General features: G+C 74.8%; 20 protein-coding genes. 10 read left to right on the top strand and 10 right to left on the bottom strand.

What is annotated here, in order from left to right:
- Positions 1–4: 4 nt before the first annotated feature.
- Together ACIQI7_RS00470 and ACIQI7_RS00465 are read right to left on the bottom strand one after the other, a co-directional pair.
- Positions 5–748 (bottom strand): SOS response-associated peptidase, encoded by a 744-nt coding sequence (locus ACIQI7_RS00470; protein WP_401103438.1) that lies wholly within the window; start codon positions 746–748, stop codon positions 5–7.
- A gap of 48 nt (positions 749–796) precedes the next feature.
- On the bottom strand, positions 797–1,540 hold the full coding sequence (locus ACIQI7_RS00465) for an AraC family transcriptional regulator (protein ID WP_401103436.1): 744 nt from the start codon (positions 1,538–1,540) through the stop codon (positions 797–799).
- Between the two features lie 55 nt (positions 1,541–1,595).
- On the opposite strand from ACIQI7_RS00465, the gene ACIQI7_RS00460 reads away from it, so the two are divergent.
- The gene (locus ACIQI7_RS00460; RefSeq protein ID WP_401103434.1) at positions 1,596–2,846 is read left to right on the top strand and encodes an MFS transporter; all 1,251 of its coding nucleotides are present in this window, start codon (positions 1,596–1,598) and stop codon (positions 2,844–2,846) included.
- On the opposite strand, the gene ACIQI7_RS00455 is transcribed toward ACIQI7_RS00460, so the two are convergent.
- Positions 2,836–3,684: a PaaX family transcriptional regulator C-terminal domain-containing protein gene (locus ACIQI7_RS00455; protein WP_401103433.1), complete on the bottom strand. Its 849-nt coding sequence runs from the start codon at positions 3,682–3,684 to the stop codon at positions 2,836–2,838. The genes ACIQI7_RS00460 and ACIQI7_RS00455 overlap by 11 nt on opposite strands.
- A 75-nt stretch (positions 3,685–3,759) precedes the next feature.
- Between ACIQI7_RS00455 and ACIQI7_RS00450 the strand changes: the two genes are divergently transcribed.
- On the top strand, positions 3,760–4,791 hold the full coding sequence (locus ACIQI7_RS00450) for an alpha/beta hydrolase family protein (protein WP_401103431.1): 1,032 nt from the start codon (positions 3,760–3,762) through the stop codon (positions 4,789–4,791).
- Positions 4,792–4,797: 6 nt separating this feature from the next.
- Positions 4,798–5,985: a saccharopine dehydrogenase family protein gene (locus ACIQI7_RS00445; RefSeq protein WP_401103429.1), complete on the top strand. Its 1,188-nt coding sequence runs from the start codon at positions 4,798–4,800 to the stop codon at positions 5,983–5,985.
- A gap of 9 nt (positions 5,986–5,994) precedes the next feature.
- Here the strand turns inward: ACIQI7_RS00445 and sigJ are convergent, their stop codons facing one another.
- Positions 5,995–6,924, bottom strand: a complete 930-nt coding sequence (gene sigJ / locus ACIQI7_RS00440) for an RNA polymerase sigma factor SigJ (protein WP_401103427.1) — start codon at positions 6,922–6,924, stop codon at positions 5,995–5,997.
- Between the two features lie 131 nt (positions 6,925–7,055).
- Between sigJ and ACIQI7_RS00435 the strand changes: the two genes are divergently transcribed.
- On the top strand, positions 7,056–7,502 hold the full coding sequence (locus ACIQI7_RS00435; RefSeq protein ID WP_401103425.1) for a hypothetical protein: 447 nt from the start codon (positions 7,056–7,058) through the stop codon (positions 7,500–7,502).
- A gap of 6 nt (positions 7,503–7,508) precedes the next feature.
- On the opposite strand, the gene ACIQI7_RS00430 is transcribed toward ACIQI7_RS00435, so the two are convergent.
- From ACIQI7_RS00430 to ACIQI7_RS00410, 5 genes are all read right to left on the bottom strand, one after another.
- Entirely contained in the window at positions 7,509–9,560 is a 2,052-nt protein-coding gene (locus ACIQI7_RS00430; RefSeq protein WP_401103423.1) for an alpha-galactosidase, read from the bottom strand.
- Between the two features lie 111 nt (positions 9,561–9,671).
- Positions 9,672–12,062 carry an RICIN domain-containing protein gene (locus tag ACIQI7_RS00425; RefSeq protein ID WP_401103421.1) on the bottom strand — a complete coding sequence of 797 codons (2,391 nt, stop codon included), beginning with the start codon at positions 12,060–12,062 and terminating at the stop codon, positions 9,672–9,674.
- A gap of 276 nt (positions 12,063–12,338) precedes the next feature.
- Positions 12,339–12,905, bottom strand: coding sequence for a rhodanese-like domain-containing protein (locus tag ACIQI7_RS00420; RefSeq protein WP_401103419.1), 567 nt, complete (start codon positions 12,903–12,905; stop codon positions 12,339–12,341).
- Between the two features lie 70 nt (positions 12,906–12,975).
- Positions 12,976–13,725 carry a sulfite exporter TauE/SafE family protein gene (locus ACIQI7_RS00415; protein ID WP_401103417.1) on the bottom strand — a complete coding sequence of 250 codons (750 nt, stop codon included), beginning with the start codon at positions 13,723–13,725 and terminating at the stop codon, positions 12,976–12,978.
- Complete coding sequence (locus tag ACIQI7_RS00410) at positions 13,722–14,111, bottom strand: rhodanese-like domain-containing protein (protein ID WP_401103415.1); 390 nt, start codon at positions 14,109–14,111, stop codon at positions 13,722–13,724. Before ACIQI7_RS00410 ends, ACIQI7_RS00415 begins: the two co-directional genes overlap by 4 nt.
- Before the next feature lie 297 nt (positions 14,112–14,408).
- Between ACIQI7_RS00410 and ACIQI7_RS00405 the strand changes: the two genes are divergently transcribed.
- Both ACIQI7_RS00405 and ACIQI7_RS00400 read left to right on the top strand, forming a co-directional pair.
- Positions 14,409–15,794: a rhodanese-like domain-containing protein gene (locus tag ACIQI7_RS00405; protein ID WP_401103413.1), complete on the top strand. Its 1,386-nt coding sequence runs from the start codon at positions 14,409–14,411 to the stop codon at positions 15,792–15,794.
- Between the two features lie 130 nt (positions 15,795–15,924).
- Positions 15,925–16,308 carry a cupin domain-containing protein gene (locus ACIQI7_RS00400; protein ID WP_401103411.1) on the top strand — a complete coding sequence of 128 codons (384 nt, stop codon included), beginning with the start codon at positions 15,925–15,927 and terminating at the stop codon, positions 16,306–16,308.
- 71 nt (positions 16,309–16,379) lie between these two features.
- Here ACIQI7_RS00400 and ACIQI7_RS00395 read toward each other — a convergent pair whose 3' ends face one another.
- Positions 16,380–17,339, bottom strand: coding sequence for a helix-turn-helix domain-containing protein (locus ACIQI7_RS00395; protein ID WP_401103409.1), 960 nt, complete (start codon positions 17,337–17,339; stop codon positions 16,380–16,382).
- A gap of 71 nt (positions 17,340–17,410) precedes the next feature.
- Between ACIQI7_RS00395 and ACIQI7_RS00390 the strand changes: the two genes are divergently transcribed.
- From ACIQI7_RS00390 to ACIQI7_RS00375, 4 genes are all read left to right on the top strand, one after another.
- Positions 17,411–18,031, top strand: coding sequence for a DJ-1/PfpI family protein (locus ACIQI7_RS00390; RefSeq protein ID WP_401103407.1), 621 nt, complete (start codon positions 17,411–17,413; stop codon positions 18,029–18,031).
- 126 nt (positions 18,032–18,157) lie between these two features.
- Positions 18,158–18,631, top strand: coding sequence for a DIP1984 family protein (locus ACIQI7_RS00385; RefSeq protein WP_401103405.1), 474 nt, complete (start codon positions 18,158–18,160; stop codon positions 18,629–18,631).
- Between the two features lie 333 nt (positions 18,632–18,964).
- Positions 18,965–19,558, top strand: coding sequence for a GNAT family N-acetyltransferase (locus ACIQI7_RS00380; RefSeq protein WP_401103403.1), 594 nt, complete (start codon positions 18,965–18,967; stop codon positions 19,556–19,558).
- A gap of 699 nt (positions 19,559–20,257) precedes the next feature.
- The coding region (locus ACIQI7_RS00375; RefSeq protein WP_401103400.1) for a hypothetical protein at positions 20,258–20,684 on the top strand (427 nt) is incomplete at its 3' end.

The following is a 20,684-nucleotide window of genomic DNA, read 5'->3' as shown; positions in this document are numbered from 1 at the left end:
GGCCTCAGTCCGCGAGCCCCAGCGGGTCGGGGGCGTCGGCGAGGAGCTGGGGGCCGTTGTTGCGGACGCTGTTGACGGTGGTGGGAACCGCGCGGACGCGCAGGTCGCCGTCGGCGGGGCGGCGCAGCAGGTGGTGGAGTTCGGCCGGGTCGGTGTGGGCGGGTGAGAGCCAGGTGGCGAGGTCGTCGAGGGCGATGGTGAGGGGCATCCGGTCGTGGACGCGGCCGGCGGAGTCGGTGGCGTCGGTGGTGATGACGGTGGCGGTGGCGAGCCAGGCGAGCGGGTCGTCCTCGGGCAGGGTGCGGTCGCGCCAGAACTCGTAGAGGCCGGCCATCAGCATCACGCCGCCGGTGCTGAGGAAGTACGGCTGCTTGTACTTCTTGCGGTCGGCGCCGGCCGGGACCTCGCGCCACTCGAAGTAGCCGTCGGCGGGGATCACGCAGCGGCGGGCGGTGAAGGCCCTGCGGAAGGCGGGTTTGGTGTCGACGGTCTCCGAGCGGGCGTTGATCATGCGGGCGCCGCCGGACGGGTCCTTGGACCAGGACGGGACCAGGCCCCAGCGCAGCGGCCGGAGTTGGCGCAGGATCTCGCCGGTGTCCCGGTCGACGCGTTCCAGGACGGCCGGGACGGGGTCGGTCGGTGCGACGTTCCAGCTCGGCGCGAAGGTCTCGGCCGGGTCCCACCGGAGTTCTCCGAGCAGTGAGACGAGGTCCTGGGGCGTGGTGGTGGAGACGAAGCGGCCGCACATGGCCCCAAGCCTCCCACGCCGCTCGCTCGAAGGTGCGGCCGACGCCGTTCAGCGGGGCGCCCGCGCGCCCGGGGTGTGGCCGAAGGCGCGGCGGAACACGTCGATGAAGGCGCTGGCCGAGGCCCAGCCGCAGCGGTGGGCCACGGCGGTGACCGGCAGGCCCTCGGCGAGCAGCACCAGGGCGTGGTGCAGGCGCAGTTGGGTGCGCCACTGGGGGAAGGTCAGGCCGAGGTCGGCGCGGAACAGCCGGGAGAGGGTGCGGTCGCTGGCGCCGACGGCGCGGCCGAGTTCGGCGAGGGTGCGGCCGTCGGCCGGGTCGGCCTCCAGCAGCGCGCACAGCGCCCGCAGCAGGGGAGTGGCGGGCGTGGGCAGGTGGAGGGGGCTCTGCGGGGAGGCGCGCAGCCGGTCGAGCAGGACGGCGCGCAGCCGGGAGCGTTCGGGGCCGTCCTGTCCGGGGGTGCGGGTGTAGGCGACGATCAGTTCGCGCAGCAGCGGTTCGACGGCGAGGACGGTCGGGCGGTCGAGGCCGAGCGGGTTGTCGGCGGCGGGCAGGCCGACCAGGTGGAGTTCGAGTTCGCCGTGGGCCTGGTGGGCGTGGACGGTGCCGGCCGGGATCCACAGGGCGCGGTTGCCGGGGGCGACCCACGATCCGGCGTCGGTGGTGATGCTCAGCACGCCGCGGGCGGCGTAGGCGATCTGGTGCTCGTCGTGCCGGTGGGCGTCGATCATGCCGCCGGAGGGCAGCAGTTGGGCCCTGGTCGGGGCGACGGGGTCGTGGCGGATGTTCGGCATCACTTGGCAGATTATCGGAAGCCCGACAGGGGTGACGGGCCCGAGCATGGGCGGCATGCCGAAGCGAACCTCCGACCGCGGGTCGATCCTGCTGCTCTCCGTCGGGCACTCCTGCGTGGACGTCTACCAGGGCGCGGTGGCGGCCCTGGTGCCCTTCCTGGTGGCCGAACGCCACTACGGCTACGCCGCCGTGTCCGGGGTGGTGCTGGCCGCCTCGCTGCTCTCCTCGGTGGCGCAGCCGCTGTTCGGGGCGCTCACCGACCGCCGCCCGCTGCCCTGGCTGCTGCCGGTGAGCACCCTGCTGGGCGGCGCGGGCATCGCGCTCAGCGGGGTGAGCGGCTCGTACGGGCTGACGCTGGCGTTCGTGGCGCTGTCGGGGGTGGGGGTGGCGGCCTACCACCCGGAGTCGGCCCGGGTGGCCCGGCTGGCGGCACAGCGGGCCGGGGCCGGGCAGGGCGGCCCTGGTGTCCACCGGGGGATGGCCTGGTTCTCGCTGGGCGGCAATCTGGGCTTCGGGGCCGCCCCGCTGCTGGTCGCCGCCGTGGTCGGGACGGGCGGCCTGCGGCTGACCCCGCTGCTGGCCGTGCCCGCGCTCGCGGGCGCCGCGCTCTGCCTGCCGGTGCTGCGGGAGCTGGAGCGGCGCCGGGCGGCCGGGGCGGTGCGGGCGCCGGCGCCGGCCGCCGACGACCGGGCCGCCTTCCTGAGGCTGTCGCTGGCGGTGGTCTGCCGCTCGGTCGCCTTCGTCGGGCTGAGCACCTTCCTGTCGCTGTTCACCGCCCAGCGCCTCGGCGGCGGTCCGGCGGCGGGCACCGCGGCGCTGGTGGTGCTGTACGCGGGCGGCGCGGTGGGCTCGGTGCTGGGCGGCGCGCTGGCGGACCGCTGGGGGCGGGTCGCGGTGGCCCGCCGGTCCTACCTGGTGGCGGCGGTCGCGGTGGCCGGGGTGCTGCTGGTGCCGGGCCCGGTGCTGTACCTGTTCGTGGCGCTGGCCTCGGCGGGGCTGTACGTGCCGTTCTCCCTGCAGGTCACCCTCGGGCAGGACTACCTGCCGTCGCGGGTCGGCACGGCGAGCGGGATCACCCTCGGGCTGACGGTGAGCATCGGCGGCCTGGCGAGCCCGGCGATCGGCGCTCTCGCGGACGCCACCTCGCTGCGTACGGCGCTGCTGCCGCTGGTGCTGATGCCGGTGCTGAGCTGGGCGCTGTTCCGCACGCTGCCGGAGCCGGTGGTGCCGGACTCCGACGCCGAAGCCGGGGCCGACGCCGACGAGGACGCCGAGGCGGGTGGGCCGGCGCCGGTCAGCCGGTGACCGCCGCGACCACCTCCGCGTAGGCGTCGAACAGCCGGGGCGCGCCCGGCGCCGGGTCGGCGAGCAGCAGGGCCCAGCAGCGGGCGACCAGCGCGCGGGCCTCGGCGCCGGGCCAGGGCCGCGGCAGCAGCTCCGGGGGCAGCAGCGGGTCGGGCTCGCAGGCCTCGGTGAAGACGGCGGCCAACTCGACGGCCACGGTGAGCAGTTCGGTCTCCGACAGGCCGCCCGCGGTGAGCCGGTCGAGTCGGTCGGCGGCGAAGGCGGCCAGGCGGCGGTGGCCCTCGGCGAGCTGGTCCAGCGGCCACCAGCGGCGGGCGAGGTCCCGGGGGGCCGCGGCGTCGCCGGTGGTCAGGTCGCGGGTGCTGAGCAGGGTGAGGTTGCCGAGCACGCCCAGGGCGCCGGCCGCCTCCCGGACGTCCGGCTCCCAGGGGTGCGGCGAGACGTAGAGCCCGTTCTGCACCGGGGCGCCGCCGAGCCGCAGCAGGGCCTCGCGCAGCCCGTCGCGGGCATTGCGGTCGCGTTCGGGGACGGCGAACCCGGCCAGGTGCCAGGCGCCGTCCCAGGGGGCCTCGCCGCGGTCCTGGGCGTACATCAGGGCGAGGTACCCGACGTCCGGCTCGATCTCGCGGCGGGTCGCGGCGGTGGCGCGCAGCAGTGCCCGGCGGCCGCGGCCCTCCTGGACGAAGCGGCCGTCGGCGGTCAGGCGCTTGACGGTGAGCCGGACCTGCTGGTCGCTCATGCCGAGCCGGCCGGCCACGGCGTAGAGGTCGCCGCAGTCGACCGTGCCGTCGGCGCGGACCATCGCGTCCACCAGTACCCGGGTCGGGATCTCCTGCATGACGATCATCCTAGTGCGTTCATTTCTGCTACGGTCGTTTTCGAAACGATCGATCGAGGGGTGAGCGATATGTGGATGTCCGGCAGGCGCCGGTGGCTCTGGGGAGCGCTGCTGTCCGTGGCCGTGCTGCTGGTCGGCGTGTGCGGCTGGGTGGTGTACCAGAACGAGTACGACCTCGACGAGGAGCGCGTCACCGTCACCGGCGGCAGGCAGCCGCTCCAGGGCGTGCTGGCCAGGCCGACCGGCGGCCACGGACCGTACGGGCTGGTGGTCTTCGTCCACGGCGACGGGCCCGTCGACGCCACCCACGACACCTTCTACCGGCCGCTCTGGGAGGCCATGGCGAAGGCCGGGTACGCGACGCTCTCCTGGGACAAGCCCGGCGTGGCCGGCGCCCCCGGCGACTGGCTCGACCAGAGCATGCAGGACCGCGCCGACGAGACCCTCGCCGCGATCCGCTGGGCGAAGACCCAGCCCGGCATCGACCCGGACCGGATCGGCCTCTGGGGCGCCAGCCAGGCCGGCTGGGTGATGCCCAAGGCGGCCCGGCAGTCGCCGGACGTGAAGTTCGTGATCGCCGTGGGCCCCGCCGTCAACTGGCTCCGGCAGGGCCGCTACAACCTGCTCGCCGAACTCCGGGAGCGGCACGCCTCGCCCGAGGAGACCGCCGCCGCCGTCGCCCGCAGCGACCGCAACCTGGCCGCCCTGCGGGCCGCTTCGACCTTCGAGCAGTACCGGGCCGCCGGCGGCGACACCGAGGGGCTCAGCCCCGAGCGGTGGGCGTTCGACAAGCGCAACCACCTCTCCGACGCCACCGAGGACCTCGCCGCCCTCCGGGTGCCGGTGCAGCTCGTCCTCGGCGGCCGGGACCTCAACGTCGACAGCGACGACACCGAGGCCGGGTACCGCCGCCTCGTCACCACCCCCGGTCTGCTCCGGGTGCTGCGCCTCCAGGACGCCACCCACACCATGGTGCCCAAGGACGTCGAGGACTCCGAACTGCGCAGCACCCTCCTCGCCGTCGCCGCCCCGCGCTCGCTGTTCGCCCCCGGCTACCTCGACGGCATGCGCGACTTCCTGGCCTCGCTCGACCACCGGAAGGGCTGACCCGCGATGAAGCTGCTCGCCCTCGGCGGCGCCGGCGCGATGGGCCGCACGGCCGCCCGGGTCGCGGCCGCGCTGCCCGGCGTCCACGAACTGGTCGTCGCCGACCGGGACCCCGACGCCGCCCGCCGCGCCGCCGCCGCACTCGCCGCCGACGCACCGGTGCCCGTACGCGCCACCCGGGTCGACGTCACGGACGGCCCGGCGCTGCACACCGCCCTCGCCGGGGCCGACGCCGTGCTCAACACCGTCGGCCCGTACTACCGCTACGGCCTCGACGTGCTGCGCGCCGCGATCCGCACCCGCACCCACTACCTGGACATCTGCGACGACTGGGAACCCACCCTGGCCATGCTGGAACTGGACGGCCGGGCCCGCGCCGCCGGGGTGCGGGCGGTGGTCGGCATGGGCGCCAGCCCCGGCGTCAGCAACCTGCTCGCCGCCCGGGCCGCCGCCCGCCTCGACACCCTGACGGACCTGTACACCGCCTGGCCGGTCGACGTCGGCCCCCGGCCCGACCCGCCGGCCGAGGCGTCCCCGCCCGACCCGGGCGGCGCGGTCCCGGCCGCCGCCGTGCACTGGATGCAGCAGATCAGCGGCACCGTCGCGGTGGTCGAGGACGGCCGGCTCGTCCGGCGGCCCCCGCTGCGCCCGGTCGCCCTCGACCTGCCCGGCGGCCACCGCGGCACCGCCTACACCGTCGGCCACCCGGAACCGGTCACCCTGCACCGCGGCCTGCGGCCCGCCGGCGCCGCGGCCGACCTGATGGTGGTCAGGGCCGGGACGGCCGCCTACCTGGACGTGCTGCGCGAGGACCTGGACGCCGGGCGGCTGACCAACGAGGGAGCCGCCGCCGACCTCGACCGCCCCGCCCTGCGCCGCATCCTGCGCGCCGCCGCCCGCGCCGCCCGCTTCCGCGGCCCGGGCACCCTCCCGCCGTTCTTCGCCGCCGCCACCGGCACCCGCGACGGCCGCCCGGCGACGGTCCTCGTCCGGCTGGGGGGAGCGGACCGGCTGCTGGCCGACATGGCCGAGGCGACGGGCGTCCCCGCGGGGCTGGGGCTGGCCCAACTGCTGGACGGGACCGCGGGACGGGCGGGGGTGCACCCGCCGGAGGCGGCGATCGACGGGGACCGGTTCTTCCGGGACCTGGCGCGCGCGTGCCCGGGGGTGGAGGTGGTGGTGGAGGGGCCGTAGGGCGGGGACTCAGCCGTCGCGGGGGTCCTCCGCCGTCCACGGGCGCAGCTTCTCCGGGTTGCGGACCGCCCAGATGCGGGCTATCCGGCCGTCCGCCAGGCCGAACGCCGCCACCGTCGCGGTGACGCCGCCGGCCCGGGCGACCAGGCCGGGGCGGCCGTTGACGGACCGTTCGAGGAGCGTCAGCCCGGGGGCCTTGTCGGCCATGTGGACCAGGTACCGGGCGATCCGCTCGCCGCCCGCCACCGGGCGCAGGGCCGCGCCGGCCAGACCGCCGCCGTCGGCCGTCATCGTGGCACCGGGGGCGAGCAGGCCGACCAGGGCCGCGATGTCCCGGGCCTCCCAGGCCTCCTTGAACTGCCGCACCAGACCGGCCTGCGCGCCCCTCGGCACCGCCGGGGCCCGCGCGGCCGCGACCCGGCGGCGGGCGGAGGCGGCCAGCTGCCGGCAGGCCGCCGGGGTGCGGCCGACGATCTCGGCGACCTCGGGGAACGGGTAGCGGAACACGTCGTGCAGGACGAACGCGACGCGCTCGGCCGGGGTCATCGCCTCCAGGACGACCAGCAGGGCCATGTCCACCGACTCGTCCAGGGTGACCCAGTCCGCGGGATCGGCCGGGCCGCCACTGCCGCCGGCCGGGCCGCCGATCCACTCGCCGCGGTCGGGCAGCGGTTCGGGGACCCACTCGCCCACGTACCGCTCCCGCCGGGCCCGCGCCGAGCCGAGCAGGTCCAGGCAGACCCGGGTGGCCACCGTGGTCAGCCAGGCGCCCGGTGAGACGACGTCCTCCCGCTGCCGCCGCGACAGCCCGTACCAGCGGGCGTACGTCTCCTGCACCGCGTCCTCGGCCTCGGCCAGCGAACCGAGCAGCCGGTAGGCGAGGTTGATCAGCTGCCGCCGCTCGCCGACGATCACGCTCAGTTCCGCTTCGCTGGTCATGTCCGGTGCCGCTCCGCTCCCTGGTCCTGTTCACCCGTCACCGACCGGACCTCACACTTCGCCGGCCTGTGTCGTCGGATCAGCGGGACACTACCGACCAACCGCCGCGAGGCAGAAGAGGGGGCCGCACCATGGCCGTGCAGACCACGGCAGGGCAGCCGGTGGAAGCGTCGTCGAAGACGGTGGTGGAACAGCGCACCCGCGCCTACCTGCGGGGCTCCGTCGCGCTCCAGACCGCCGCCGTCTTCTTCCAGGCGGCCACGGCCGGCCTGTTGCTCTCCACCTCCTACGGCGAGACCCTGCACAGCGTCGGCGCCCGGGTGATGTACGGGGCCTCGATGCTGTACCTGCTCGCCGCCGTCCTGGCCTGGCGGCCGGGCGGCGGTTCACCCCGCCCGATCCTCCACGCCACCGGGTTCCTGGTGCTCGCCTCGGCCCAGGTCGTCCTGGGGGTGGCCCACGTTCCCGCGGTCCACGTCCCGCTGGGCGTGCTGATCTTCGGCCTGAGCCTCGCGGTGCTGGTGCGGATGCCGGCCGCCCGCCTCGTTCGGCGGACGGCCGGCACCCGGGACAGGTGAGGGTTCTCAGGAGCCGAGGGCCCAGCTCTGGCCGACGGCCGGGCGGGTGGTGACGGGCGTTCCGGCGGTGCCGGCGCCGGCGTCGAGGGCCAGGCCGGTGGCGACGTTGGTGACCGTGACGCCGCCGGCCCGGCCCTGGGTCAGCCGCCACTCCTGCCAGGGATTGCCGGGCGCCAGGTCGAGCAGGTAGGCGCTGTCGCCGGCCGAGGCCCCGGCGGAGAGCACGGTGTGCCGGTGCGGGCCGGTGGCGCAGCCGTCGCTGATCCGGACGGTGCCGTCGGGGTTGGAGGTGAAGGTCCACTGCTGGGCCGGGTCACCGCCGCGCCGCGGCTCCAGGTCGGTGACCGAGCCCAGCGGCGCGGTGCACGAGCCGAGCAGCGACAGCGCGAGGCCGCCGCTGGTCAGCGTGTGGTACCCGCCGTCGTCGACCACGTCCGACGGCTCGCCCGCCGACCCGGCGGTGAGCCGGTACAGGGCCGCGCCGTGCGGCGGGAGGGCGGCGCCGAGCGGCCCGGTGACGGTCGAACCCGCCCCCGTCCACAGCTCCCTGGCCCGGTAGCCGGAGCCGGCGAGGCCGAGTTCGGCGAGGCTGGTGGCGACGGTGCGGCCGGCCGAAGGGTCCTGGTTGACCAGCAGCACGGCGGTGTCGCCGTCGGCGAGCTGCCGCTTCAGCACGACCGGCGCGCGGCCGTCGGCGGGCCGGGCGCCGACCAGGGTGGCGGGCCGGGCCAGGCTGTCCTGGTCGACGGCGATCACCTCGCGGTTCTTCAGGATCGCCAGGCTCGCGTCGCTGATCCCGGTGGACCAGGTGTAGCCGTCCGCGCTGTGCCGGGACTGTGCGGCGGTGCGCAGGTCGGCGCCGGAGATCAGCGGCGCGGCGAGCATCGCGAGGATCGACGTCTCCGTCCGCGACTCGTCGTCGGTGAAGGGCTTGTGGCAGGGGCAGGTGTCGGTGGTGCCCCACAGGCCGTACGGGTCCTGCCAGCCGGCGAACATCATGTCGAGGTCGTTCCAGCTGCCCGGGCGGACGTTGCCCGGGTAGTCCAGCGCGGTGCGCAACTGCCCGTTCCAGAGCACCCCGTCGAGCTCGCTGCTCCGGTCGCCGCCGATCCGGCACAGGTGGGCGACCTGGCCGCACCAGACGCCGGTGGGCGCGTAGCCGGGGGCGTGGAAGGGGGCCGTGCCGGCGGCCCGGACCACCGGGTCGCTGCGGGCCGGGTCGTCGGCGGCGAGCAGGTACGGAACGCCGGTGTGGACGGGCTGCGCGGAGACGCTGAGGGTGACCTTCGGCCTGCCCTGGGCGGCGGAGGCGGCGTCCAGGGCGCGCTGGAACGTCTGCACCCGGGTGTAGACGGAGCGGGTCAGCTCCTTGCCCTCGCCCTGGGTGCCGTAGTCGTGGCCGTCCGGTCCGGTGATCGCCGGGCCGTACGGGCAGTCGTCGTACTTGACGAAGTCGACGCCCCAGGAGACGAAGTCGGCCGCGTCGGTGGACTCGTGGCCGAGGCTGCCCGGGTGCATCTGGCAGGTGAGGTAGGTGTCGGTGGCGTAGAGGCCGAACTTCAGGCCCTTGCCGTGCGCGTAGCGGGCGAGGTACTCGATGCCGTTGACGGTGCGCCCGTCGACGGTCCGCGCGGGGAAGTGGTCGGGGCGCGGGACGAGGTGGCCCGAGGTGGGGTCGTTGCCGGTGCCGTCGGTGCCGCTGACCGGGTTCCCGGCGTCGTCGTACAGCTGCAGGCCGCCGTCGGCGTTGCGGACCAGGTCGGTGGTCTGGCCGTCGCGGTGCCACAGCGACCAGCCGTCGTCGACGGTGACGGTGTCGTAGCCGGCCGCCACCAGTCCGTTGGCGGCCATGAAGTCGATGGTCTGGACGACCTGCTCCTGGGTGACCTCGGTGCCGAGGGAGTTCCAGGAGTTCCACCCCATCGGCGGGGTCAGGGCGTTGCCGTCGCCGAGCGCGGCGGCGGGGGCGGCCGTGCCGAGACCGACGGCTCCCAGGCCGGCGGTGGCGAGGGCGAGGGCGAGCAGGGAGGCCGCGAAACGGCGGCGGGGTCGGCGCATGTGCGCACTCCTGAGGATGTGGGGGACGTGGCGGTTCGTCAGGATGGTCTCCGGGGAGAGAACGCGGCCGGCCGGGTGGGGCCGGCCGGCCGCGGTGGTGCGGTGTGGGGGTCAGTCGGTGACGGCGGCGGTCGCGGAGCGGCCGGGGGCGATGGTCACGGTGGTGGAGGTGTGGGCCAGGCCGTCGACGGTCGTGGTGCGGGCCTCGCGCTGCTCGCCGTCGACGGTGAGGCCGGCGTGCCGACCGGGGAAGCGGGCCTCCCAGGTGAGCGGCTCGGTACCGGTGTTGGTGACGGTGCTGCGCAGCGCGCCCTCGTGGCGGACGGTCACCGTCCCGGTGCCCACCGGGATGCCCGCGACCTGCAGCCAGCCCATCGAGGCGGGCAGGCGCGAGGTGGTGGCGAGCGCGCGGCCGGCGGCGTCCGGGGTGACGCCGAGCAGGCCCTGGACGGTCTGGGCGAGCAGGGTGAACGGTACCTCGGGGTAGTCGCCGTTCAGCATGGCGCCGCTGACGTGCGGCTCCCCGACGCTCTCGTAGACGTGCCGCATCCACTTCCAGGCGGTGGCGCCGTCGTGGTTGGCGAAGAAGGCGTCCGGCAGGTAGGTGTAGGCCTCCAGGTTGGCCGAGCGCTCCGGGCCGGAGTCGGCGGCGTCGATGGCGGCGAGGTGGGCGTCCCGGCGCGGGCCCGGGTCGAGCAGCTGCTTGACGGGCATCAGCACACTGGCCTCGTAGCCCCAGCCGGTGATCGGCTTGCCGGTGGTGTCGAACCCGTGCACGACCTCGCCGGGCTGCGAACCGTCCACGCTCCACGTGGAGTTGACGTACGAACGGAGGGTCTCGGCGGCCTTCCGGTAGTCGGCGGCGGAGGCGGCGTCGCCCCGGGCGTCGGCCAGGGTCGCGGCGGCGAGGTAGGCCTGGTACTGGGCGCCGACCGCGTCGCCGGCCTCGGCGTAGGTGCGGGTGGCGTTCTCGGCGTAGCTGGCGGTGCCCGCGAAGATGCTGCGGCTGGCGGCCTGCGGGATCGGCACCCCGCCGTTGTCGACCGGGCCGGGGTGGCCGGCGATGAACGGGCCGAGGGTGTTGCGGACGTAGCGGCCCAGGCCCGGGTCCTCGGCGTAGTCGCGGTCACCGGTCCAGCGGAAGGCCTCGCCGGCCTGCTGGACGAGTTCGAACGGCGCGGGCAGCTCGCGCACGAAGCGGTCGGGGCCGCGGTAGTCGATGGCGGCGTAGCTCCGGGCGTCGAGGTTCAGCGCCCAGACCGGGTAGAACCGGTTGACGTCGGTGGCGGAGGCGGCGAAGCCGCGCAGCATGGTCTTGTTCTCGGCGTCCAGGCCGAGCAGGTGGGCGCCGACCAGCTGGTGGGCGAAGTCGCGGCTGTAGAAGGCGGACCGGAACGGGTAGCCCGCCCAGTAGGTGGCGTCGTAGGTGGTGGTGCCGGTGCCGCCGGGGTGGTTCTCGTCCTGGTCGAGCACACCGGTGGCGCCCGCCTGCTGCACCCAGCTGTTGGCCTTGGCCTTCGCCCAGTCGAAGAGGGCGACGACCTCCGGGTCGGAGGAGCTGACCACCGGGTCGTTGGGGGCGGACGGGGCGACGGCGGCGTCGTCCACGTTGACCCAACCCGTGGGCGAGGACCCGATGGTGAGGGTCAGCCGGTCGCCGGGGGCGACCGCCACCCGGGGGAGGGTGTACTTCGCGTAGAGGGGCTGCTCGGGCAGCGGGAGGGTGCGCACCACGGTGCCGTTGACGCTCACCGAGAGGCTGCCGCCGGCGCCGCCCGTCGCGATCCAGGCGGACAGGTCGTAGGAGCCCGCGGACACGGCGGTCACCTGCTGGCTCACCGCGTGGCCGGGGCCGGCGTCGAGGTAGGCGAGGCGGCTGCCGCCGTGCGGGTTGTTGGTGGCGGTGCCGGTGTGCCCGGTGAAGGTCCAGCCGGCGGAGCCCTGTTCGAAGCCGGGGTCGGCGAGGACCAGCGGCTCGGCGCGGGTGAGCGTCCAGCGGTGGGCGGGGTGGTTGTCGCAGTGGTGGTCGTGCTCCACCGGCGCCGGGTCGGCGGTGAGGCAGCCGCCGGTGCCGCGGGCGGTGAGGGTGTAGGTGCCCTGGGGCGCGCGGGAGACGGTGAAGCGCTCGGCCTCGGGGGAGCTGCCGCAGTCGGCGGTGGCGGGGCGGCGGTCCGGGCCGCCGGGGGCGCGGGGGGCGCCGAGGGTGAGGCAGCGGCCACTGGCGGCGTTGACCAGGAGGTAGTCGTTGCCGGTGCGCCGTAGCCGCCAGCGCTGGCTGAGCAGTCGCCCACAGGCCGCGCCGACCACCGGGGTGCCGGGGGCGGGCTGGGCGTACTGCGGGCCGAGGCAGCTGCCGTCCAGGGCGGAGCCGAGCCGGTAGCTGCCGCCGTCGACGAGTGGTGCTCCGGCGGCGGCCGGGGCCGGGGCGGCACCGAGGGCCTGGGCGGCGAGGACGGTCAGCAGGGCGAGACCGGTGGGTAAGGCGCGGGGGCGGGGCGGCATGGCGGAGCTACCTCCGGTCGGTGAGGGGCGAGGGCTTTGAACGTTCAAATCAGGCGGGGTGTGGATCCAGGGCTATGATGCATCGCATGTGATGGGTGACATTTCACATCGTGGGCCCGGCCACGTCAACGGGACGCGCGGTGACGGCTTCCGGGAGGCGGCCGGGAGAACGGGTGAAGGCCCCTGCCCCACGGGGGTGGGCAGCGGCCTTCACGTCCGGGCGTTGCGTGCCGGGCTCGGGGCTCGGGCTTGGTGGTGGGAGCGTTCGGCCGGGGCTCAGGCCTTCAGGGCGGCGAGCGTCTCCTCCAGGCTCGGCGCGCCGGCGCGGGGCCGGTTGAAGGGGAGCCGGGAGAGCACCGAGCCCATGGCGCAGGTGTTGGTCAGCGCGGAGAAGGCCAGCCCGCCGCCGACGGCCGCGGAGACCCAGCGGGCGCCCGGCAGGGCGAGGTCGATCAGCACGCCGGCCAGCACCAGCGAGCCGGCCACCACGCGGACCTGGCGGTCCAGCGCCCACACCCGGCGGGCACCGGCCGCCCGGTCCAGCGGGCGGCCGGCGCCCGCCCAGGCGTTGGTGCCGCCGGTGAGGGTGAGGGTCGGAACGCCGGCGTCCGCCAGCTGTCGGCAGGCGTTCTCGGCGCGCGGCCCGGCGGCGCAGACCACGGCGACCTCGCCCTGTCCGGCGGCCTCGCGAAGCGCGGCCAGGGCACGGTCGAGTCGGTCCAGCGGGACGTTCAGGGCGCCGGGGATGTGGCCCGCGGCGTACTCGCCGGGGGAGCGGACGTCGATGAGGGTGAGCTGCCCGAGGCGGGGCTGGAGCTGTTCGACGGTCAGCGGCGTGGTCATGGGGTGGGGAGTCCTCTCGGGAGGGGGCGATCGGTGGGGGAGGGGGATCTGGATCGGGGGTGCCCGGCGATCAGCTCAGCGTGGTGATCAGCATCGGCGCGGCGACGGCGAGCAGGGCGACGGCGAAGGCCTTCTGGAGGGTGCGCCCGCTGAGCTTGTCGGCCAGCCGCTTGCCGTCCCAGGCGCCGAGGATCGCGGCGCCGGTGAACGGGGCGGCCACGGCCCAGTCGATCGCGCCGGTCGCCCCGAGGCGGGGCAGCAGGGCGGCGAGCGAGTTGGCGGTGATGACCAGCAGGCTGGTGCCGACCGCCTCGGCCATGGTGAAGGCGAGCACCGAGACCAGGGCCGGTACGGCGAGGAAGCCGCCGCCGACGCCGAGCAGCCCGGTGACGGCGCCGAGCCCGGCGCCGGTCGCGGTGGAGCGGCCGGGACCTGCCGCGGAACGTTCCTGCTTCTCGGTCTTGGGCGGTACCAGCATCCGCCAGGCCGCGAGCGCCGCCAGCACGGCGAAGGCGCCGGTCAGCAGCGCACCCGGCAGACGGGCGGACAGCGCCCCGGCGGCCATGGCGGCGGGCAGTCCGGCGGCGGCGAACAGCGCGCCGGTGCGCCAGCGGACCCGGCCCGCCCGGGCGTGGGCGAGCAGCCCGGTCAGCGAGGTCGCGGCGACGATCACCAGGCTGGCCGTGGTGGCCAGCGCCGGGCTGAAGCCCAGCAGGTAGACCAGGGCGGGAACGGCGAGCATGCTGCCGCCACCGCCCAGCCCGCCCAGGGCGAGCCCGACCACCGCACCGGCGGCGAGCGCCAGCAGCAGGGTGGTCATATCACGTGCCCGGCAGCGCCGCCGGGCGTGGTGACCGGCAGCCCGGACAGCGCCCAGGCGTCCATGCCGCCGGCCACGTTCAGCACCTGGACGCCGCGCCGGGCGAGCAGTTCCGCCGCGCGCCGGGAGCGGTTGCCGGAGCGGCAGACCGCGAGCACGGTCCGCCCGGCCGCCGCGGTCGGCAGCGGGACGCCGGCGACCAGCCCGATCAGCGGCTGGTGTAGCGCGCCGGGCGCATGCCCGGCGGTGAACTCGGCGGCCTCACGGACGTCGAGCAGGACGGCGGCGCCGGTGCGGGCGAGCTCGTGGGCCTCTGCGGGGGTGGTGTGACCGGGCGTGTTCGGTCCGAGCGCGTTCGGTCCGTGGGTGTGCGGCAGCAAGGGCATGGGGTGTCTCCAGTGGTGCAGCCCGGACCCGCAGTGGGCCGGCGAATCGGGGGCGGCGCGGGCGTCCGTGCGGGCCCGGTGGCCCGAAGCGGCGGCGTGGCCTCGGCCCCGCCCGTACCGGCTCGGTGGCGGCGGCCGTCCCCCTCGATGCCCACCATAGTACCCCCGGGGGTATTATCGAAATCGTTCGGCATACCCCCGCCCGTATTGGCCCGAAGGGCCGTATGCTCGCAAATATACCGAGGGGGGGTATCCAAGACGGCGCTGTGGCGCCCGTATCCGCCCAGGAGGGTCCCCGTGTACTTCGCCCAGTTCTACCTCGACTGCCTCTCCCAGGCCTCGTACCTGATCGCCGACGAGCGCACCGGCCGCGCCGTGGTGGTCGACCCGCGGCGTGACGTGGACGAGTACGTCGCCGATGCCGAGGCCCGCGGGTTCACCGTCGTCGGCGTCGTCAACACCCACTTCCACGCCGACTTCCTGGTTGGCCACCTGGAACTGGCCGACCGCACCGGCGCCTGGATCGGGTACGGGCGGCGGGCGGAGACCGAGTACCCGATCCGCAAGCTCGCCGACGGCGAGCGGATCGAACTCGGCGACGTCACCCTGCAGATCATGGAGACCCCCGGGCACACGCCCGAGTCGATCAGCATCCTGGTCTTCGAGCAGCCCGACGACACCGTCCCGTACGGCGTGCTCACCGGAGACGCGCTGTTCATCGGCGACGTCGGCCGCCCCGACCTGCTCGCCTCCACCGGCGTCACCGCCGAGGAACTCGGCGCCATGCTCTACGACAGCGTCCACCGCAAGCTGATGGCCCTGCCCGACGAGACCCTGGTCTTCCCCGCCCACGGCGCCGGTTCCGCCTGCGGCAAGAACCTCTCCACCGAGAAGAGCTCCACCATCGGCGCGCAGCGCCTGACCAACTACGCGTGCCGGCCCATGGACCAGGACACCTTCCTCCGCATCGTCACCGCCGGCCAGTCCGCCGCCCCCGCCTACTTCGGCCACGACGCCGACCTCAACCGCCGCGAGCGCGAGCTCTTCGACCGCACCAACGCCGCCCGGCCGCTGTGCCCCGGGGGCTTGAAGGAGGCCCGTAACGCGGGCGCCGTCGTCCTCGACGCCCGCAGCCCCCAGCACTTCGCCGCGGGACACCTGCGCGGCGCCGTCAACGTCCCCCTCGACGGCCGCTTCGCCGAACAGGCCGGCACCGTCCTCACCCCCGACCGCACCCTCGCGATCATCGCCCCGCAGGACCGCGAGGACGAAGTCGTCCTCCGCCTCGCCCGCATCGGCTTCGACCACATCGCCGGCTACCTCCGCGACCCCGGCACCGCCCTGCCGGCCCTCGCCGACGACCTCACCCCCGCCAACCGCCTCACCGCCGACCAGCTGCGGACCGCCCTCGACGGCGAGCAGCCCCCCACCGTCCTGGACGTGCGCACCCGCGGCGAACGCGAAGCAGGCTCCATCGAAGGGTCCCTGCACATCGCCCTGGCCGAACTGCCCGCCCGCCTCGACGAGATCCCCGCCGACCGCCCCCTGGTCGTCCACTGCGCCGGCGGCCACCGCTCCTCCGTCGCCGCCAGCCTCCTGCGCCACCACGGCCACCCCGACGTCTCCGACCTCCTCGGCGGCTACACCGCCTGGGAAGCCCCCACCCACCCCGCCCGAGGCTGAACCCGGCCGTCCGGGCGGGGACGCCGGTGGCTCGAAGCGGGCCGTCCTCTCCGGATGCGCCCCACTGCGCGAAGTGGTCGACTCGGAACGACGGGAAGTCTCGGAGTCATCACCGAGAGGAGTCACCGCGATGCCGAAGGTATCCAGACTGTCCGCGACGAAGGTCCAGGAATTCGGGCCGGTGACCGACCGCCGCGAGGAGATGGACGGGTACACCGTCGAATTCGTGTCCTTCGCCGCCGACGCCGACCTGGACGGGCCGCTGCAGGCGCTGCCAGGCGGGGCGTGCCGGTGTCCGCACTGGGGTTACGTCATCGCCGGACGGGTGCGCTTCACCTCCGGGGACCAGGAGGAGGTGTACGAGGCCGGGGACGCGTTCTACCAGCCGCCGGGACACCGGCCGTACGTGGACGCCGGCACCGAGCTTCTGCAGTTCAGCCCGACCGAGGAACTCGTCAGGACCGAGCGGGCGATCGAGGAGTGGATGAGCCGTCAGCAGGGCGGTACGCCGTAGCCCCGGCCGTCGGTTCCGCCACGGGCACGAGGGCCCGGACGGGCTTGGCGCCGTGACGGTCCTCGGTGCCGTTACCCGGCCGGCCGGAACTGGCGCCGGTAGGTCGAGGGGCTGACGCCCATCGCCTCCCGGAAGTGGCGGCGGAAGCCCGCGACGGTCAGGCCCACCCGGCTGGCCACGACGTCGATCGGATGGTCCGCGGACTCCAGCAGCGCGGCGCCGGCCCGGATCCGCTGGCGGGTGATCCAGCGTCCCGGCGGCAGGCCGGTCGCGTCGACGAACCGGCGTTCGAACTGCCGCACCGACAGGTGCGCGACGCCGGCCAGTTCGTCGACGGCGAGCCGCCGGTGCAGGTTCTCCAGCGCGAACCGCACGGCGCTGACCACCGGGTCGTCGGCCGGCGCCCTGCCCACCGGGTGTTCCGCGAACTGGGCCTGGCCGCCCTCGCGGTGCGCGGCCACGACCATGCGGCGCGCCACGCGGGCGGCGACGTCGGCGCCGTGGTCCTTGCGGACGAGGTGCAGGCAGGCGTCGATGCCGGCGGCGGTCCCGGCGGCGGTGATGACCGATCCGTGGTCGACGTAGAGCACCGACGCGTTCACCCGCACCTCCGGATGGCGTTCCTGGAGGAGACCGGCGTGCCGCCAGTGCGTCGTCGCCTCCCTGCCGTCCAGCAGGCCCGCCGCGGCCAGGGCGAACGCGCCGCTGCAGACGGACGCCACCCGTGCTCCTCGCGCGGCGGCGGCCCGCAGCGCCTCCAGGACCGCGGGGGAGACGTCGCGGCGCACGTCCGCGACCCCCGGGACGATGACGGTGTCGGCGTGCCGGAGCCGGCCCAGGCCGTGGTGCACCACGATGTCGAAGCCGCCCACGACCCGGTGCGGCCCGGGTGTCTCGGCGCACAGCTCGAACCGGTACCACCAGTCCACGTCCAGCTCCGGCCGGGGGACCGCGAACACCTCGGCGACCGTGGCGAGCTCGAACGGGCCCATCCCGTCGAAGGCGAGGCAGGCGATCCGGTGGTGGCGCATGGCGGAATCCTAGCGGCCGCTGCCGTTTCCGACACTCTCGGGGAGCGTCCGCGAAGCCCGAACCTGGTGGCATGAAACCTGACACCACCGCTCCGCTGACGTTCGGCATGCTCGTCTTCGACGAGGTCGAAGTCCTCGACCTGGGAGGCCCGTTCGAGGTCTTCAGCACCGCCGGTCGGCTGGCCCGCACCGCCGCCGACGAGCCCCTGCTGCGCGTCCTGACCGTCGCGCCGACCGTCAGGACGGTCCGTGCCCGCGGCGGACTGACGATCGTCGCGGACCACACCCTCGACGAGGACCCGCCCTTCGACGTGCTGGTGATCCCCGGTGGCGTCACCACGGCGGTCGAGAGGGACGAGAAGGTCGTCGACTGGCTGGCCCGGCGCCGGAGGACCTCCGCGCTGACGTTCAGCATCTGCACCGGTGCCTTCCTGCTGGCCGCCACCGGCGCCCTGGACAACCGTCCGGCCACGACCCACTGGGAGGACCAGGAAGAACTCGCCCGGCGGTGGCCGGACGTCCGGTTGTGCACCGACGTCCGGTGGGTCGACGACGGCGACATCGTCACCTCCGCGGGAATCAGTGCGGGCATCGACGCCAGCCTGCACGTCGTGGCCCGGCTCTTCGGCGAGCAACTCGCCCGTCGCACCGCCCGCCAGATGGAATACCTGTGGACGGACACCCGGGCCTGAGGCGTCAGGGGCGGACGGCGCCGGGGGCTCTGCGCGCCGCCGCCCCGCCCCACCCCCGGTGATCGTGCCGACAGTCTGATGTGCATACTTGCCGGACGATCAGTAGCAGGGAGAGGTGACGACCCCGTGAAACTGGCTGAGGCGCTCGCGCAGCGCGCGGCCGCGGTGCGGCAGGTGGAGCAGTTGCGGGCGCGGGTCGTCGGCAACGCCCGCTACCAGGAGGGCGAGGAGCCGGCCGAGAACGCGGCGGAGGCCCTGGCCCAGGCCGGGGAGGTGCTGGACGAGCTGGAGCGGCTGATCCGGCAGATCAACCGGACCAACTCCACCGCGGTCATCGAGGGCGGTGGCACTCTCACCGACGCCCTCGCCCGTCGGGACGTCCTGCGGCTGCGTCACTCGGTGATCACCGCGGCCGCCGATGCCGCCTCCGGCCGTGACCAGCGCGGAGCCGTACGGCAGTTGAGGTCCGAGCTCAGGATCCTCTCCGCCCTGCCGGTCGCCGAGCTCCGTGCCCGGGCGGATCTCCTGGCCAAGGAGATCCGCGAGGTGGACACGCTGATCCAGCGCACCAACTGGGAGATCGACCTGATCGAGGACTGACCCCACGAACTGGGTGTGGGAAGCAGGTAGTCGTCAGGGAGGCGTGCACAGACCGCGGCCGGCGGTTCATCCGGCCCTTGGCGTGTGAAGAGCAGCGCAGGGGTTCGACTCCCCACCAACACCGCAGCTCAGCACCGCGTACAAGTGACGCGGCACACCGCACACCTCACCACCATGTGCGGATTCCGGACGACGAGGGCGGGAACGGGGCGCCCACACCCGGTGCGAGGGCCGTGCGCACCGCACGGCCCTCGCACCTCCTGCGGGTCGACGGGTCCGCCCGCCGCGTAAAGCACTGGACAGCCCGTCGACCGCTGGGCAAACATCTCCGCGATGAACAACGCACCCCACCCCATCCCCAAGCGCGTCCGCTTCGTGGAGCTCGGCGCCAAGGCGCTGCAGGCGCTCGCCGACGGCGACCTCGCCGGCGGCAGCGCCGAGGCCGGCGTCGCCCTCGACCCGCACTTCGTCGGCGACCGGGCCCGTCGGATCTTCGGCTACCGCGCCGGTCAGCTGGCCGAGGACCCTTCGGCCGGGCCCTGGATCACGCGGGCCGCGGTCTCCGAACCGGACGGGGTCGTCGTCGGCGACGCCGGGTTCCACGGCCCGCCGGACGAGGCCGGCATGGTCGAGGTCGGCTTCACCGTCGTGCCCGGGTACCGCCGCCAGGGCTACGCCCGGGCCATGCTGACCGCACTGCTGGCCAGGGCCGCCGCCGAACCCGGTGTCAGGACCGTGCGGGCCAGGGTCAGCTCGGACAACACCGCCTCCCTGGCCACCATCGCGGGCTTCGGGTTCACCCGCGTCGGCGAGCAGGGAAACGAACGCGACGGACTCGTCATCGTCTTCGAGGTCCCGGCGGACGCGGTGCGGACCGAGCATCCCACCGCCCCGGCGGACACGGCGGCCGTCCCGGTCACCCTCTGACGGCCGGACGGCCCTGACAGCCGGACGGCCCCTGACGGCTGGACGGCCCCTGACGGCTGGACGGCCCCACGGTGCGGGCCCGTCCGAGGCCCTGGCCGGGGTGTCGAACGGTGAGCCACCGCACCGGCCGTCCTGGTCGGACCGCCGGGTCGACAACCCCAGCCCGTCGAAACGTGCGGTCGACGTGGTCGAAGCACGGATCCCGATGGTGGCATCCTGCGCCCGACGCCCAGGCCGGTACCCGTACGACGAAGACGGAAGAAATGCATTAGTCCGTCGTGACCGGAATCCCCGACCTCCGACCTGGTCCCAGTTTCACCGTCCCCGCCCCCCTCGTCGGCCCACGCCCCTTCCAGTCCGAACGCGGCGCTCGCGGGGGCGCCCCTCACCGCCCCCGCGCCGCCGGCGAGGAGTCGGAGGTCACGACCGGAGGGAGGTCAACTCGCGCACGAAATCCATCTTGCATTATTAATCACTCGTTCGGATGCTATCTATCTTTCAGGGTGAGCCGAATGGGTAATTCACCGGCGGGGTAGTTCGTACCCCAGCGGTTGAGTCGCAGCGCGGTAGGGCGAAGGCGTCGAGCGGCTTGGGCACTAGTTCGTCACGGTTGCCGAAGCAGTCCTGGGATGAGTGGGGCCCGGGCCGTCGTGGCGGAGCTGACGTTCGCCCACCACGACAGCACCGGGAGTGTGCGCCATGCCCCCTGCCCAGAGGCGATTCGCCGACAGCGACTGCATCGCGTTGACCGGGAACGCCAATGCCGCCGACCCGCTGAAGGCCGAGGTGATCGTCGACCCGGCCGACTGCAACGCCCTCACCTGCAGCGAGTCGGGCCTGAGTGTCCCGGAAACCCACGTCACCGGTACCGCCCCCGCCGTCCCGTGCTCCGACGGCAACGACACCATCGGTGTCGTCGTCACGCCCCCGGCCGCCGGTGACTGCCCCCAGACCTACGCGGTCAGCGCCCACGCCATCATCGACCCCACCGACTGCAACGCCCTGACCTCCACCAGGTCCGGCCTGCGCGTCCCGGAAACCCACGTCACCGGTACCGCCCCCGCCGTCCCGTGCTCCGACGGCAACGACACCATCGGTGTCGTCGTCACGCCCCCGGCCGCCGGTG

Origin of the sequence: Kitasatospora sp. NPDC092039 (genome assembly GCF_044756065.1) — a bacterium.
Classification (GTDB): domain Bacteria; phylum Actinomycetota; class Actinomycetes; order Streptomycetales; family Streptomycetaceae; genus Kitasatospora.
Note: the sequence above shows the minus strand (reverse complement) of the source record. Positions and strands in the feature narration are given on the sequence as shown.